Genomic DNA, 14,629 nt, shown 5'->3' with positions numbered 1-14,629 from the left:
AGAACGGGACCATGATGATGACGTTGTCCAGGCCCAGGTCGCCACGCACGCGGGCCAGGGCCCGGCACTCCAGGTCGAAGGCGGCTCGGTAGGCGGGCGAGTAGTAGGGCCCGGCCCCACGCCACCCGCACGACCCAACCGGCCGACGACCGGCACCCCACCCGGTCCGCACCACCAGGAGAGCCCCCATGGAACCCCTCATCACGACCGAACTGGTGGCGCTCGACGCCGACCTCGGCGCCAGCCCACCCGACGTCATCCGGGCGCTCGCCGAGCGCCTCGGTGCCGCCGGACGCGCCACCGACGTCGACGGCCTCGTCGACGACGCGCTCGAACGCGAGGGCAAGGCCGCCACCGGCCTGCCCGGCGGGATCGCCATCCCGCACTGCCGCTCCGCCCACGTCACCACCGGCTCGCTGGGCTTCGCCCGGCTCGACCCGACCGTGGAGTTCGGGGCCAGCGACGGACCGGCCGACCTGGTCTTCCTGATCGCCGCACCCGCCGAGGGCGACGCCGACCACATGAAGCTGCTCACGGCCCTGGCCCGTGCCCTGGTGCGCGAGGAGTTCACCACCGCCCTGCGCGCGGCCGAGACGGACCAGGAGATCGTCGACCTGGTCCGCGACGTGGTGTCGCCCCAGGAGGCGGCCACCTCCGACCAGTCCGGCGCGGAGGCCAGCGCCGGGTCCGCCACCACGACCGACGACGGGGGCGAGGCGACCGCGGCCGCCGCCGCAGGAGCCGGGGCGGCGACCGCAACGGCCGAGCGTGCCCGCAGGATCGTCGCGGTGACGGCGTGCCCCACCGGCATCGCCCACACCTACATGGCCGCCGACAAGCTGGAACAGGCCGCCCGTGACGCCGGGGTCGAGCTCCTGGTCGAGACCCAGGGCTCGTCCGGATCCACGCCACTGACGGCCGACGACATCCGCAATGCCGACGCCGCGATCTTCGCCGCCGACGTCGGCGTGCGCGATCGCGGCCGCTTCGCGGGCCTGCCGGTCATCCAGTCGGGGGTGAAGCGGGCCATCAACGAGCCCGACGTCATGGTGACCGAGGCCCTGGCCGCGGCCGACAACCCCAACGCCCAGCGCGTCGAGGGCGACGCCGACGCGGGCGGCGGCGAGGCCGAGGGCGAAGGCGCCGGGACCAAGCTGCGCAAGTGGCTCATGACCGGCGTCAGCTACATGATCCCGTTCGTCGCCGCCGGCGGCCTGCTGATCGCGCTCGGCTTCCTGATCGGCGGCTACGACATCGTGTCCGCCCCCGAGGGCTCCGACGTCGCCCGCAACGTCACCTTCACGACCGAGAACTCGTTGTGGAACCTGCCGGACGCCGGCCTGGCCGCCTACCTGGGCGCCGTGCTGTCACGGCTCGGCCAGCTGGCCTTCGCGTTCCTGGTCCCGGCCCTGGCCGGCTACATCGCCTACGCCATCGCCGACCGTCCCGGCATCGCCCCCGGCTTCGTCGTCGGCCAGGTCGCCGTGGTCGTCGGTGGCGGCTTCCTGGGCGGGCTCATCGGCGGCCTGCTCGCCGGTGGGGCCGCGCTCTGGATCAGCCGTTTCAAGGTCCCGGAGTGGGCCCGTGGCCTGATGCCGGTCGTCGTGATCCCCCTCGGTGCGACCCTCATCGCCGGCGGCATCATGTTCATGGTCCTGGGCGCACCGCTTGCCGCGATCACGACCGGTCTCGAGAGCTGGCTGAGTGGCCTGACCGGCACCTCCGCCCTGCTGCTGGGTGCCGTGCTGGGCCTGATGATGGCCTTCGACATGGGCGGCCCGGTCAACAAGGCCGCCTACACCTTCGCCGCCGCAGGCCTGGGCGCGGCCGCGACCGCGACCGGGGGCGACTCGGGACCCCTGGTGATCATGGCGGCCGTGATGGCGGCCGGCATGACCCCGCCGCTGGGGCTGGCGCTGGCCACCGTGCTGCGTCCGTCGGTGTTCACCCCGGCCGAGCAGCAGAACGGCAAGGCCGCGTGGTTGCTCGGGGCGTCGTTCATCACCGAGGGCGCCATCCCGTTCGCCGCCGCGGACCCGATCCGGGTCATCCCGCCGATCATGCTGGGCTCGGCCGTGACCGGCGCGATCGTGGCCGTCACCAGCACCACGTTGCGTGCACCCCACGGGGGCATCTTCGTCCTGTTCGCCATCGAGGGCGTCGTGTGGTTCCTGGTCGCCCTGGTGATCGGCACCGTGATCACCGCCGCCGGCGTGATCTTCGCCAAGTCACTGGGCCGGGAGGGGGCCGTCACCGCCTGACCTCGTTCCCCGGGTCGCGACCGTGCAGGCGTCGCGACCCAGGGACCCGCCGGACCCCGGTGCCTCGTGCACCGGGGTCCGGCCGTGTCCGCGCAGCCGGACGCCTCCCGTCACATCCGTCTCCCGTTCGCCCCCCTGCGGGGCATCGATGCGCTTATCTTGCAACACGACCCCCTTCCTCCCCGTGACCCAGGACATGACATGCCCTCCACGACCGTGACCGTCGGCTCCGCCGTCGGGCTGCACGCCCGTCCCGCCGACATCATCTCCAAGGCGGCCGAGAAACTGGACGCCGACGTCACGCTGGCCAAGCCGGACGGCAACCCGGTCGACGCCGGTTCCGCACTCTTCATCATGACCCTGGGGGCCGGTCCGGGCGACGAGGTCGTCGTCGCCAGCGACGACCAAGCCGCCATGGAGCGGATCGCGTCGCTGGTCACCCAGGACCTCGACGACGAGGACTGGGTCGACGAGGAGGGCGAGGTCGAACCCGACGACTGAGCACCACGGGGCCGCGCCCGTCCGGGTGGGGCCCGCCGACAGGCCCCAGCCGGGCCTGGTTCCCGACCGCCAGGACCCACCATGCGCAACGACCTCGTCCGACCACTGTCCGAGTTCGGCAAGGACGACGTCGGCGAGGTGGGCGGCAAGAACGCCTCACTCGGCGAGATGCTGTCGTCGCTGAAACAGCGTGGCGTGCGCGTGCCCGAGGGCGTCGCCGTGACGGTGACCGCCTTCGACCACTACCTCGACCACAACGACCTGCGCGAGCCCATCGACACCGAGATGGAGCGCCTGCGGTCCGACGGGGCCGACCTGCGCGAGGTCGGGGCGAACATCCGACGGATGATCGGTCGGGGCGAGTTCCCCGACGACCTGCGCACCGCCATGCTCGACGGCTACGCCGACCTGTGCGAGCTGTACGGCCAGCCCGAGGTCGACGTCGCGATCCGCTCGTCGGCCACGGCCGAGGACCTGCCCGACGCCTCCTTCGCCGGCCAGCAGGAGACCCTGCTCAACGTGACCGGCGAACAGGACGTCCTGCACGCCGTGCGGCGGTGCTACACCTCGCTGTTCACCGACCGGGCGATCCACTACCGCGCCGAGAAGGGCTACGACACCGAGACCGTCGGCCTGTCCGTCACGATCCAGAAGATGGTCCGGTCCGGCTCGGCGTGTGCCGGCGTGATGTTCACCCTCGACCCGGACTCGGGGTTCCCCGACGTCGTCGTGGTCAACGGGTCGTGGGGGCTGGGCGAGCACCTGGTCGGCGGCAGCGTCGAGCCCGACGAGTGGGTCGTCCACAAGCCCGGGATCGCCGACGCCGACCTCCATCCCATCATCGACCACGTCCGCGGTGCCAAGCAGTCCAAGATGGTCTACGCGACCGGCGAGATCGCGCCCGTCAAGATCGTGGACACCCGGCGCCGCGAGCGCGAGACGTTCGTCCTCGACGACGACGAGGTCATGCAGCTGGCACGGTGGGCCGTCGCCATCGAGGACCACTACGGCCACCCGATGGACATCGAGTGGGCCAAGGACGGCGACACCGGCGAGCTGTTCGTCGTGCAGGCGCGGCCCGAGACGGTTCAGTCGCAGGAGGGTGGCCAGACGATCCGCAGCTACGCGCTGCACACCAGCGACCGCCCGATCGTGGAGGGCATCGCGATCGGTGCGTCGGTCGCCGCCGGTCCGGTCAAGATCCTGACCAGCCTCGCCGACGCGGACCGCTTCGTCGACGGTGACGTCCTGGTCACCGAGATGACCGACCCGGACTGGGTGCCGCTGATGTCGCGGGCGTCCGCCGTCGTGACCGATCGTGGCGGACGCACCGCCCACGCGGCGATCATCAGCCGTGAGCTGGGGGTCACGGCCGTCGTCGGCTCCGGGGAGGCCACCCGGCTGCTCACCGACGGCCAGCAGGTCACGGTGTCGTGCGTCGACGGCGACTCCGGCAAGGTGTTCGACGGGGTCCTGGACTGGGAGACCGAGGAGATCGACCTCACCGACGTCCCCGAGACCACCACCCAGATCATGATGAACCTCGCGTCACCGGGTGCGGCGTTGAACTGGTGGCGGATGCCGGCCGACGGGATCGGCCTGGCCCGCATGGAGTTCATCATCAACGACCACATCAAGGTCCACCCGCTGGCCCTGCTGCGCTTCGACGACGTCACCGACCCGGAGGTGCGCCACATCATCGAGGGCCTCGCGATCGGCTACGACGACCTCGCCGACTACTTCGTGGACCGGGTCACGCACGGCGTCGCGCGGATCGCCGCCTCGCAGTACCCCAAGCCGGTCATCGTGCGGCTGTCGGACTTCAAGTCCAACGAGTACGCGGACCTGGTGGGCGGTCGCCAGTTCGAGCCGGAGGAGGAGAACCCGATGCTGGGCTGGCGTGGGGCCCGGCGCTACTACTCGCCCGCCTACCGAGCCGCCTTCGACCTGGAGTGCCGGGCCCTGGCCCGCGTGCGTGGCGACCTGGGCCTGGACAACGTCATCATCATGGTCCCGTTCTGTCGCACGCCCGGCGAGGCGGACAAGGTCCTGGAGATCCTCGCCGCCAACGGTCTTGCCCGGGGCGAGAACGGGTTGCAGGTCTACGTGATGTGCGAGATCCCCGCCAACGTCCTGCTGGCCGACGAGTTCGCCGAGCGCTTCGACGGCTTCTCGATCGGCTCCAACGACCTGACCCAGCTGACCCTGGGCGTCGACCGGGACTCCGGTGAGCTGCAGGACCTGTTCGACGAGCGCGACCCGGCCGTCAAGCGCGCGATCACCATGGTCGTCGAGGCCGCGAAGCGGACCGGGACCAAGGTCGGCATCTGTGGGCAGGGCCCCAGCGACCACCCGGACTTCGCGGAGTTCCTGGTCGGGCTCGGCATCGACTCGATGTCGCTCAACCCCGACGTGGTGATCTCGACCCGCCACCGCGTCGCCGAGCTCGAGGCCGCCGGCGTCCGCCCCGACTGACCCGCCACCGGGTGTGATGGCTGGTTCCGGTGGCCCGGACCGATCCATCACGCCCTGGGTCAGGGGGCATCGCGGAGGTGGACGACGTCGCCGGCGGTGACGACGACCTCGGTGCCGTCGACGTCCAGCACGAGCGCCCCGTCGTCGGTGAGGTCGCGGGCCCGGCCCACCAGCACCCGCCGCTCGCCCTCGACCCGCACACGACGGCCGAGCGTGTCACACCCGTCCGCCGCCGTGCGCCGCACCAGGTCGGGATCTCGGGCGAGCGCCGCGAGGCGCTCGTGCAGCGCGGTCACCAGGTCCACCGCCAGGTCGCCCACGTCGACGTCGGTGCCCCCCACCTCGGCCAGCGACGTCCAGGCGCCGGCGTCGCCGGACCGCTCGACCCCACGCCAGTCGACGTCGACGCCGATCCCGACGATCCCGACCTGGCGAGGGCCGGTCCCACCGGACCACGAGGCCGTCTCGACCAGGATCCCGGCGCACTTGCGGGGTCGGCCGTCGACCACGGCGCGCACGTCGTTGGGCCACTTCCACGAGGTCGCGATGGCCCGGTCGGCCAGCACGTCGCGGACGGCCAGCGCCGCCACCAGCGGCAGCAGCGTCGGCCGCCGGGGCAACGCCACGACGACCGTCAGCGCCAGGTTGCCCCCGGCGACGTCGTCCCACGAGCGGCCGCGTCGACCACGGCCCGCCGTCTGTCGATCCGCCGCGACGACCAGTCCCGGACCGCCACCCGCATCGATGCGTCGGCGCGCCTCGGCGTTGGTCGAGTCCACCTGCGCGAACACCACGGCCTGGTGCACCCCGTCGACCTCGCCCAGGCGCTGCGCCACCTGCTGGTCCACGCCGTCCTCCCGTCCGCCCTGCGGGCCACGCCCTGCTGGCACACCACCTAGCATGCCCGGGTGGTCGGCCTCCGGCTCGTCATGCACGGGCCTGTGGTCGCCGCAGGACGGTCGAGGCGACCGTGACGCGACCCGACGAAGGTGTGACCGACGTGGCCAAGACGACCGCCGAGAAGCTGGCCGACCTGCAGCGCCGACGCGACGAGGCCGAATCGGGCGGTGGCGAGACCACCGTCGCCAAGCAGCACGACAAGGGCAAGCTGACCGCGCGTGAGCGCATCGACCTGCTGCTCGACGAGGGCTCGTTCGTCGAGACCGACGCCTTCGCCGTGCACCGCTCGACCAGCTTCGACCTGGACGAGACCAAGATCCTGGGCGACGGCGTGGTCACCGGCCACGGCACGGTCGACGGCCGCCAGGTGTGCGTGTTCAGCCAGGACTTCACCGCGTTCGGTGGCTCGCTGGGCGAGGTCTTCGCCGAGAAGGTCGTCAAGGTCATGGACCTGGCGGTGCGGATGGGCGTGCCGGTCATCGGGCTCAACGACTCCGGGGGTGCGCGGATCCAGGAGGGGGTCGTCAGCCTGGGTGGCTACGGCGACATCTTCCTGCGCAACGTGCGGGCTTCGGGGGTCGTGCCGCAGATCAGCGCGATCATGGGTCCGTGTGCCGGCGGCGCGGTCTACTCGCCGGCGATCACCGACTTCGTGTTCATGGTGCGCGACACGTCACACATGTTCATCACCGGTCCGAACGTGATCAAGACCGTCACCGGTGAGGACGTGACGATGGAGGACCTCGGCGGGGCGCTGTCGCACGCCTCGACCTCGGGGGTCGCCCACTTCGCCTCCGACGACGAGCAGGCCTGCATCGCCGACATCGTCTACCTGCTGTCGTTCCTGCCCTCCAACAACCTCGACGACCCGCCCACGTGGGACCCCGAGCCCGAGCCGGACGCCCCGGTCGACGGCCTCGACACGATCATCCCGGACAACAACAACGTCCCCTACGACATGCGCGAGGTCGTGCGCCTGACCGTCGACGACGGCGAGTTCTTCGAGGTGCACCAGTCGTGGGCGCCCAACATCGTCTGCGGGTACGCCCGCATCGACGGTCGCAGTGTCGGGATCGTCGGCAACCAGCCCCAGCACCTGGCGGGCGTCCTCGACATCGACTCGTCCGAGAAGGCGGCCCGGTTCGTGCGCACGTGTGACGCGTTCAACATCCCCGTGGTGACCTTCGTGGACGTGCCGGGCTTCATGCCCGGGACCGACCAGGAGTACGGCGGGATCATCCGCCACGGCGCCAAGCTGCTGTACGCCTACGCCGAGGCGACCGTGCCCAAGATCACGGTCATCACCCGCAAGGCCTACGGCGGCGCCTACGACGTCATGGGCTCCAAGCACCTGGGCGCCGACGTCAACCTGGCGTGGCCGACCGCCGAGATCGCGGTCATGGGGGCACGGGGTGCGGTCAGCATCCTGTACCGCCGCGAGCTGGCGGCGGCCGACGACCCCGACGAGCTGCACGAGACGTTCGAGGAGCGCTACAGCCGCGACCTGGCCAACCCCTGGCGTGCGGCCGAGCGGGGCTACGTCGACGCGGTGATCCAGCCGTCCGCGACCCGGGCCGAGCTGATCCGTGCGCTGCGCTTCACCTCCACCAAGCGCGAGCCCGGCCCCGCCCGCAAGCACGGGAACATTCCCCTGTGAGCACAGCGAACGAACCCGATCCTGTGAGCAACGCGAACGAACCCGAGGCTGTGAGCACAGCGAACGAACCCGATCCTGTGAGCAGAGCGAACGAACCCGATGCTGTGGGCGACGGGACGACGTTGCGCATGGAGGTGGTCCGTGGGGGCGATCCCGGTGACGAGGTGCTGGCGGCACTTGCCGCCGTCCTGACCCGTCCGGTCGTGGTGGCCCCGGCGGCGGAGGTCGACCAGGAGACGTCACCCCGTCGACAGGCTCGCTGGCTGCGGGCCGCGCGACTCGAGGGCGTCGTCCCGGGTCGGCGCATCACCTCGATCGCCGACATGGACTGGCGCCGCGGCTGACCTCGCGTCTTGGGGGCCGCCCCACACGGACACGGGCTCGCCGCGATGTGAGTTGTCGATCGCGATGTGAATTGGGCGCGCCAGGGCCACGAACTCACATCGCAGCGTCGAAGCCACATCGCGTTGGGTGGTCGACCGAGGACACACGGGAGGACGTGGTCGAGGGAGGTGGCGTGGGCCGGGAGGTGGGGTGGGTCAGCCCTCGCCCTCGGCCTGCAGCGGGGTGGCGGCCTCGCCGGCGGGGGTCGGCTCGGGGGCGACCGTGAGGGTGCCCTCCATGCCCGCGGCACGGTGGCCGGGAATCGAGCAGTAGAAGGTGTAGGACCCGGCGAAGAGGTTGATCGTGCCGCTGGCCTCCTCGCCGCCGTTGGCCTCGATCACCTGGTCCGAACCCTCGTTGGCACCGGTCACGACGATGTTGTGGGCGCCGGCGGCCTCGTTGGCCAGGGTCACCTGGATGTCGCCCTCGGCGATCTCGCCGTCGAAGCTGTCGTAGTAGAAGTCGTGCGCCGCCATCGCGATCATGCCGCCGTCACCGGGAGCCCGGGGCGGGTCGTAGCACTCGCTGTCCGGTGGGCAGGCCACGCGGTCGGCGTCGATGGCCCCCGCGGGGACCCCGCCCGAGCAGGCCGCTCCCGTCAGGGCGAGGACGGCTGCGATCAGCAGCAGGCGTGGGGAACCACGCAGCATGGCGCTTCTCCTGGACGTCGAACGAGCCGGGTGGACCCCCAACGCTACCGCAACCACGGACCCTGCACCGACACCGCGCGGGTCGGCTGCGACCGGGCCGCCGCCACGGTCAGCCGACCGTCAGCGTGCCCTCCATGCCGGCCTCGCGATGTCCGGTGATGCTGCAGAAGAAGGTGTACTCGCCGGCCTCCAGCTCGACCTCGCCAGTCGCGGACTCGCCGCCACCGCACTCGGCGACCAGGACGTCCTCGGCCTCGGTCTCGACGACGATGTTGTGCGGCAGCGACTGCTCGCACAGGATCCCGAGCTCGATCGTGCCCGCGGGAACCTCGAGCTCGGCGGGCTCGTAGTCGAAGGCGTCGGTCGCGAGGACCGCGGCGTCCACGTCGGTGGGCAGCGAGGCGGGCGCGGCGTCGCCGCCGCCACACGCCGTCAGCACCCCGCCGAGCACCAGCACGGTGGAGAGCAGGAGACGTACGGGAACTCGCGCGCGAACGCTGGACCCGGATGTCAGGGCACGCATCGGATCGATCCTCCGAGGTCGACGTCGGCCGGCCGGGCCCGGTGGTCCTCCACGCGGTCGGCCGTGCCATCTCGAGTGTTCACCACGTCCGTGTCGTCGTGCCGGCGATCGCCTTGCACGTCCGATCACGGCCATGGCCGCTCGCGGACGGTACCGGATCCGGGAGTCGCCAGCGGGGTCGACGGCCGTGGGCACCGCGCATGCGACGACGGTCCGGACCGGCCTGCGCGGGCGGGCTGCCGGCCGACGCCGGACCGGACACGCTCTAGGCTGGCCGACGACCGAGCTGGAGTGCCCACCAAGTGTTCGACGCCGTCCTGGTCGCCAATCGTGGCGAGATCGCCCTGCGTGTCATCCGAGCCTGCAAGGAGCTGGGGATCCGCTCCGTGGCGGTCTACTCGGAGGTGGACCGCGACGCGCCCCACGTCCGAGCCGCCGACGCCGCGCACCTCATCGGGCCACCGCCGGCAGGCCAGTCCTACCTCGACATCGACAAGATCCTGGCGGTGGCGGCCGAGGCAGGAGTCGACGCCATCCACCCCGGCTACGGGTTCTTGTCCGAGAACGCCGACTTCGCCCGGGCCGTGGCGGACGCCGGACTGACCTTCGTCGGGCCGCCACCCGACGCGATCGCCTCGATGGGCGACAAGCTGACCGCGCGTGGGGTCGCCGAGGCTGCCGGGGTGCCGGTCGTGCCCGGCACCGACGAGCCCACCGACGACCCCGACGTGGCCCGCGCCTTCGGCGACGAGCACGGGTACCCGGTCGCGGTCAAGGCGATGTTCGGGGGTGGTGGTCGCGGAATGAAGGTCGTCCACGGTCCCGACGACATGACCGAGGCCCTCGAGGCCGCCCAGCGCGAGGCCACCGCCAGCTTCGGTCGTGGCGAGTGCTACCTCGAGCGCTACCTGGAGCGTCCGCGCCACGTCGAGATCCAGGTGCTCGGCGACCTCGACGGGACCATGATCCACCTCGGCGAACGCGACTGCTCGCTCCAGCGTCGCCACCAGAAGGTCGTCGAGGAGGCGCCCGCCGCCAACCTCACCCCGGCCGTGCGCGAGGCGATGGGGACCGCCGCGATCAAGGTCGCGAAGGAGATGGGGTACCACAACGCCGGCACGTGCGAGTTCCTGCTGGACGAGGACAACGAGACCTACTACTTCCTCGAGATGAACACGCGGCTGCAGGTCGAGCACCCCGTCACCGAGCTGGTGACCGGCGTGGACCTAGTCCACGCCCAGCTGCGGATCGCGGCGGGCGACGGGATGGGCCTGACCCAGGACGACGTCACCCTGACCGGCCACGCGATCGAACTGCGGCTCAATGCCGAGGACCCGGCGATCGGCTGGGTCCCGTCCCCGGGCCTGATCACCGACTTCCGGCCACCCCTGGGACCGTGGGTCCGGCTCGACTCGGTCGCCGAGACCGGCTACGAGATCCCGCAGACCTACGACTCGATGTTCGGCAAGCTGATCGTGTGGGGGGCCGACCGCGACATCGCCCGCCACCGCATGCTGCGCGCACTCGACGAGATGGTGGTCGAGGGCATCCCCACCACCGCGGGCTTCGGCGCACTGGCGATGGCCCACGAGCAGTTCGCCGCCGGCGAGCACTCCACCAACTCCATCGAGCAGGAGTGGGACCTGTCCTCGCTGGAACCACACGGCCCGGCCGCGTCGGGGCCCGGCGACGACCCTGCCCCGCGCGAGGTCACCGTGGAGGTGAACGGGCGCCGGCTCGAGCTGGCCATCCACGGCGACGTCGGCGCCGTCGTGTCCGGTGCGGCCCCCGGGGCCGGGGGTGACCGACCCAGCAGGGGATCGTCCGGATCGGGTGGCGGCGGTGGCGCGTCCTCGGAGGACCTGGTGGCCCCGATGCAGGGAACGCTGGTGAAGTACGCCGTCGAGGAGGGGGACACGGTCTCGACCGGCGACCTGGTCGCGGTGCTCGAGGCGATGAAGATGGAGAACAACATCACGGCCCACCGGGACGGGGTCGTGGGATCGCTGGCCCTCGAGCCCGGCGATCCGGTCGAGTCGGGCGCCGTGATGGCCCGCATCGAGGGTCCATGATGCCGGCCGGTGTGGCCCCGTCCCCCGGGCCTCGCGGCCGCCCGTGCCCGGCCGGACCCGCTGCGTGAGCGAGGGCGGCGACGGCCCGAACCCGTTCCCGAACGTCACCGGTGACGACGGCGGCACACCGGACGCCGACGACGAGTCGGTCCAGTCGACCCTCGACGGGGCGGCCGACGAGGGCGGGGATCGGCTCGCGCGGTCCATGCTCGCGCTGCTGGCCACCGGTGCCGTGGCCGGCATCGACGTCGGCATCGGCGTGCTGGCCAAGCTGTCGGTGATGGAGGCGACCGGCAGCGAGCTGCTGGGTGGGCTGGCCTTCGGGATCGGCTTCGTGGCGATCCTGCTCGGCAAGTCCGAGCTGTTCACCGAGAACTTCCTGTTGCCGGTGACGGCCGTCTACCAGCGTCGCCGCTCGGTCCGGTCGCTGCTGCGGCTGTGGACGCTCACCGGGGTCGGCAACCTCGCCGGCGGGTGGGTGATCATGGGGATCATCGTGATCGGCGTCCCCCGGATCGGCGAGTCCGACGTGCTGCTGGAGACCTCGAACCACTTCGTCGAGATGGGCCTGGGGTGGCCGTTGTTCTTCTCGGCCCTGCTCGGCGGGGCCGCGATCACCCTCATGACCTGGATGGAGCAGGCCACCGACTCGGTCGGGGCCAAGCTCGTCGCCGTGATCGGCATCGGGTTCGTGCTGGCCAGTACGCCGCTCGCGCACGCCGTCGTGACCTCGCTGGAGATGTTCGGTGCCCTGCAGCGCACGGCCGACTTCGGCTACGCCGACTGGGCCGGGGTGTTCGGGATCGCGGTGGTGGGCAACCTGCTGGGCGGCATCGTCCTGGTGACCGTCCTGCGCATGGTCCAGGGGCGGGCGCAGGACCAGCCCGACTCCTGATCGAGCGGCTGGTCGTGCCTCAGGGGCGGTCGTGGGGACCATGCCGCAGCTCGCGGCGCCGGCGGACGACCACGACCACCACGGCGACGACCACGACCAGCGACAGCAGGCCCAGCGAGATCAGCCCGAGGCCCGCGACGCCACTCACGGCGCGCCGGTCGAGCGGCCGGTGACCTTGGCCATCAACATCCGCGCCGCCTCGGTGACCGAGCCCTGCATCGACGGGTAGACCGACACCGTGTTGGCAAGCTGGCTGACGGTCAGGCGGTTCTGGACGGCGACCGCGAGTGGCTGGACCAGGTCGGACGCCGACGATGCGACGACCACGCCGCCGATCACCATCCCGGACCCGACCATGGCGTGGACCTTGACGAACCCGTCGGTGTGGCCCGCCATCTTGGCGCGGGGGTTGCCCCGGAAGTCCAGGCGGGCCGTGGTCACCGGGATCCCACGGGCCTCGGCCTCCTCGCGGGACAGGCCGACGGTGGCGACCTCCGGGTCGGTGAAGATCGTCGAGGCGACTGCCTCCCAGCGGATCGGCGTGACCGCCTGTCCCAGGGCGTGCCACATCGCGACCCGTCCCTGCATCGCCGCGACCGACGCCAGCATGATCCGCCCGACGACGTCACCGGCGGCATAGATCCAGCGGCACGACGTCCGCCCGACGCCGTCCACCTCGATCCCACCCCACTCGTTGGGCTCGACCCCGGCGAGCTCCAGCCCGAGGTCGCTGGAGACCGGCACCTGCCCGACGGTGAACAGCACGTGGCTGCCGGTGATGGACGAGCCGTCGACCAGCCCGACCTCGACGTGATCGCCGTGGTTCGTGCAGCTCGCCGCCCGGGCGTTGCGCAGGATGGTCATGCCGCGTCGCTCGAAGACACCCTCGATCACCTGCGCGGCGTCGGGGTCCTCGGTCGGCAGGATCAGGTCGCGCGACGAGACCAGCGTGACCTTGGTGCCGAAGCGCACGAACGCATGGGCGAACTCCGCCCCGGTGGCACCCGATCCGACCACCACCAGGTGCTCGGGCAGTTCGGGCAGGTCGTACACCTGCTGGCCGGTCAGGACTCGCTCGCCGTCGGGCTCGAAGAAGGGCAGCACGCGGGCGGTCGACCCGGTGGCCACCAGCACGAAGTCCGCCTCGAACGTCTCGCTGCCACCCTCGTGCAGGTCCGCGGTCACCTCGTGGTAGCCCGAGACACGGCCACGGCCACGCACCAGCCGCACCCCGGCCTGGCCACAGACCTTCTGCTCGATGTCCTCGGACTGGTTCGCACCCAGGCCCAGCACGCGCTGGCCCACCGTCGGGAAGTCCACGATCGTCGGGCCCGACCCCGCGCCGGTCTGGTGGACACCCATCTCGTGGCTGCGCTCGATCCAGCCCATCGCCTCGGCCGCGACGATCAGGGCCTTGGACGGCACGCAGTCCCACAGCACCGAGTTGCCACCCAGCCCCTCGTCGGCGATCACGGTCACGTCGGCGTCGAGCTCGGCGGCGACCAGGGCCGCCTCGTAGCCAGCCGGGCCGCCACCCAGGATCACGATGCGCGAGCGTTGGTTGGTCACCGGGTCGGTCCTCTCCACCGTGCAGCGCGACGTTCGGGTCGACCGGGTCGGATCCCGGCGCGGCGCGTCGTGGGCGGCACCGTAACGCAGCCCGCCCGCCCACGGCAGACCGAACGACGCCCGGCTACTGCCGGAGACGGTCCACGTGCTCGCGGGCGGCAGCGGCGCGCGCGCCCTCGGCCTCCAGCACCTGCACGACCGTGTCCTCGACGACCGCCTCGACCCGGCCCCGCAGGTCGTCGCGGGCCCGACGGCGGGCGCGTGACGCGCCACGTGACGCCAGCAGGGAGGACAGGCCGCCCACGGCGAGCCCGGCCAGGGCACCGCCCAGGAGCAGGACGGTCGGCCAGGGGACGGCCCCGACCCGGGGCATCGGCAGGTCGGGCAGCTGGAGCCAGGCGACGACGAACGCCGCGGCGAGCCAGGCGGCCCCGACCAGCATCGCGGCGGCGAGCAGCCACTGGAGCACCCCGACCGCCGTCCACCACCGCGGGTCGCGATCGCGTTCGAGGTCGGTGTTCACCACCTCCCGGTCCAGCTGCGCGGGCAGGTCCTCGACCATGGCGTCGAGTCGGTCCTCCAGCGGCTGCGCCCAACGCGGCGGCCAGCCCTCTGCGAGGTCGGTGACCCGGTCCCGCACGGCCGTCGACAGCGTGGCCACCGCCACGCCGTGCGGGGCCGGTCGCGACGACCGCGCCCCGACCTGCGGCGCCGGCCGGTCCCGTCCCAGGCCCAGCCGGGC

General features: G+C 72.0%; 13 protein-coding genes and 1 pseudogene. 7 read left to right on the top strand and 7 right to left on the bottom strand.

Annotation, left to right across the window (positions count from 1 at the left end):
• The coding region (locus KR546_RS18310) for a hypothetical protein (RefSeq protein WP_238446168.1) at nucleotides 1–190 on the bottom strand (190 nt) is incomplete at its 3' end.
• On the opposite strand from KR546_RS18310, the gene KR546_RS18305 reads away from it, so the two are divergent.
• The 3 genes from KR546_RS18305 to ppsA all read left to right on the top strand — a co-directional run bounded on the left by KR546_RS18305 (nucleotide 189) and on the right by ppsA (nucleotide 5,237).
• Entirely contained in the window at nucleotides 189–2,261 is a 2,073-nt protein-coding gene (locus KR546_RS18305) for a PTS fructose transporter subunit IIABC (RefSeq protein WP_238446167.1), read from the top strand. The genes KR546_RS18310 and KR546_RS18305 overlap by 2 nt on opposite strands.
• Before the next feature lie 201 nt (nucleotides 2,262–2,462).
• The gene (locus KR546_RS18300; RefSeq protein WP_238446166.1) at nucleotides 2,463–2,762 is read left to right on the top strand and encodes an HPr family phosphocarrier protein; all 300 of its coding nucleotides are present in this window, start codon (nucleotides 2,463–2,465) and stop codon (nucleotides 2,760–2,762) included.
• A gap of 81 nt (nucleotides 2,763–2,843) precedes the next feature.
• Nucleotides 2,844–5,237, top strand: coding sequence for a phosphoenolpyruvate synthase (gene ppsA / locus KR546_RS18295; protein WP_238446165.1), 2,394 nt, complete (start codon nucleotides 2,844–2,846; stop codon nucleotides 5,235–5,237).
• A gap of 59 nt (nucleotides 5,238–5,296) precedes the next feature.
• Here the strand turns inward: ppsA and KR546_RS18290 are convergent, their stop codons facing one another.
• Nucleotides 5,297–6,085 (bottom strand): biotin--[acetyl-CoA-carboxylase] ligase, encoded by a 789-nt coding sequence (locus tag KR546_RS18290; RefSeq protein ID WP_238446164.1) that lies wholly within the window; start codon nucleotides 6,083–6,085, stop codon nucleotides 5,297–5,299.
• A 152-nt stretch (nucleotides 6,086–6,237) separates the two neighbouring features.
• Between KR546_RS18290 and KR546_RS18285 the strand changes: the two genes are divergently transcribed.
• Together KR546_RS18285 and KR546_RS18280 are read left to right on the top strand one after the other, a co-directional pair.
• Entirely contained in the window at nucleotides 6,238–7,794 is a 1,557-nt protein-coding gene (locus KR546_RS18285) for an acyl-CoA carboxylase subunit beta (RefSeq protein WP_238446163.1), read from the top strand.
• A 128-nt stretch (nucleotides 7,795–7,922) separates the two neighbouring features.
• The gene (locus tag KR546_RS18280) at nucleotides 7,923–8,138 is read left to right on the top strand and encodes a hypothetical protein (protein ID WP_238446162.1); all 216 of its coding nucleotides are present in this window, start codon (nucleotides 7,923–7,925) and stop codon (nucleotides 8,136–8,138) included.
• A 195-nt stretch (nucleotides 8,139–8,333) separates the two neighbouring features.
• Here the strand turns inward: KR546_RS18280 and KR546_RS18275 are convergent, their stop codons facing one another.
• The gene (locus tag KR546_RS18275) at nucleotides 8,334–8,828 is read right to left on the bottom strand and encodes a plastocyanin/azurin family copper-binding protein (protein ID WP_238446161.1); all 495 of its coding nucleotides are present in this window, start codon (nucleotides 8,826–8,828) and stop codon (nucleotides 8,334–8,336) included.
• Nucleotides 8,829–8,937: 109 nt separating this feature from the next.
• Nucleotides 8,938–9,351, bottom strand: a complete 414-nt coding sequence (locus KR546_RS18270) for a plastocyanin/azurin family copper-binding protein (protein ID WP_238446160.1) — start codon at nucleotides 9,349–9,351, stop codon at nucleotides 8,938–8,940.
• 302 nt (nucleotides 9,352–9,653) lie between these two features.
• Here KR546_RS18270 and KR546_RS18265 point away from each other — a divergent pair, with 302 nt between their 5' ends.
• Both KR546_RS18265 and KR546_RS18260 read left to right on the top strand, forming a co-directional pair.
• Nucleotides 9,654–11,423, top strand: coding sequence for an acetyl/propionyl/methylcrotonyl-CoA carboxylase subunit alpha (locus tag KR546_RS18265; protein WP_238446159.1), 1,770 nt, complete (start codon nucleotides 9,654–9,656; stop codon nucleotides 11,421–11,423).
• A gap of 64 nt (nucleotides 11,424–11,487) precedes the next feature.
• On the top strand, nucleotides 11,488–12,318 hold the full coding sequence (locus KR546_RS18260) for a formate/nitrite transporter family protein (RefSeq protein WP_238446158.1): 831 nt from the start codon (nucleotides 11,488–11,490) through the stop codon (nucleotides 12,316–12,318).
• Between the two features lie 19 nt (nucleotides 12,319–12,337).
• Here the strand turns inward: KR546_RS18260 and KR546_RS19465 are convergent, their stop codons facing one another.
• From KR546_RS19465 to KR546_RS18250, 3 genes and pseudogenes are all read right to left on the bottom strand, one after another.
• Complete coding sequence (locus KR546_RS19465) at nucleotides 12,338–12,466, bottom strand: hypothetical protein (RefSeq protein ID WP_274388357.1); 129 nt, start codon at nucleotides 12,464–12,466, stop codon at nucleotides 12,338–12,340.
• The gene (locus tag KR546_RS18255) at nucleotides 12,463–13,887 is read right to left on the bottom strand and encodes an NAD(P)H-quinone dehydrogenase (RefSeq protein WP_238446157.1); all 1,425 of its coding nucleotides are present in this window, start codon (nucleotides 13,885–13,887) and stop codon (nucleotides 12,463–12,465) included. Before KR546_RS18255 ends, KR546_RS19465 begins: the two co-directional genes overlap by 4 nt.
• 124 nt (nucleotides 13,888–14,011) lie before the next feature.
• Nucleotides 14,012–14,629, bottom strand: a pseudogene (locus KR546_RS18250) (ABC transporter); the annotation flags it as partial.

The sequence above is a fragment of the Salsipaludibacter albus genome (genome assembly GCF_019798055.1).
GTDB lineage: Bacteria > Actinomycetota > Nitriliruptoria > Nitriliruptorales > Nitriliruptoraceae > Salsipaludibacter > Salsipaludibacter albus.
This window is presented reverse-complemented; position numbering and strand designations above follow the sequence as displayed.

What these genes read in the sequence shown, in the direction of transcription:
- KR546_RS18305 (WP_238446167.1), top strand. Translation starts at nt 189, where the DNA reads ATGGAACCCCTCATCACGACCGAACTGGTGGCGCTCGACGCCGACCTC.
- KR546_RS18300 (WP_238446166.1), top strand. Translation starts at nt 2,463, where the DNA reads ATGCCCTCCACGACCGTGACCGTCGGCTCCGCCGTCGGGCTGCACGCC.
- ppsA (WP_238446165.1), top strand. Translation starts at nt 2,844, where the DNA reads ATGCGCAACGACCTCGTCCGACCACTGTCCGAGTTCGGCAAGGACGAC.
- KR546_RS18280 (WP_238446162.1), top strand. Translation starts at nt 7,923, where the DNA reads ATGGAGGTGGTCCGTGGGGGCGATCCCGGTGACGAGGTGCTGGCGGCA.
- KR546_RS18275 (WP_238446161.1), bottom strand. Translation starts at nt 8,828, where the DNA reads ATGCTGCGTGGTTCCCCACGCCTGCTGCTGATCGCAGCCGTCCTCGCC.
- KR546_RS18270 (WP_238446160.1), bottom strand. Translation starts at nt 9,351, where the DNA reads ATGCGTGCCCTGACATCCGGGTCCAGCGTTCGCGCGCGAGTTCCCGTA.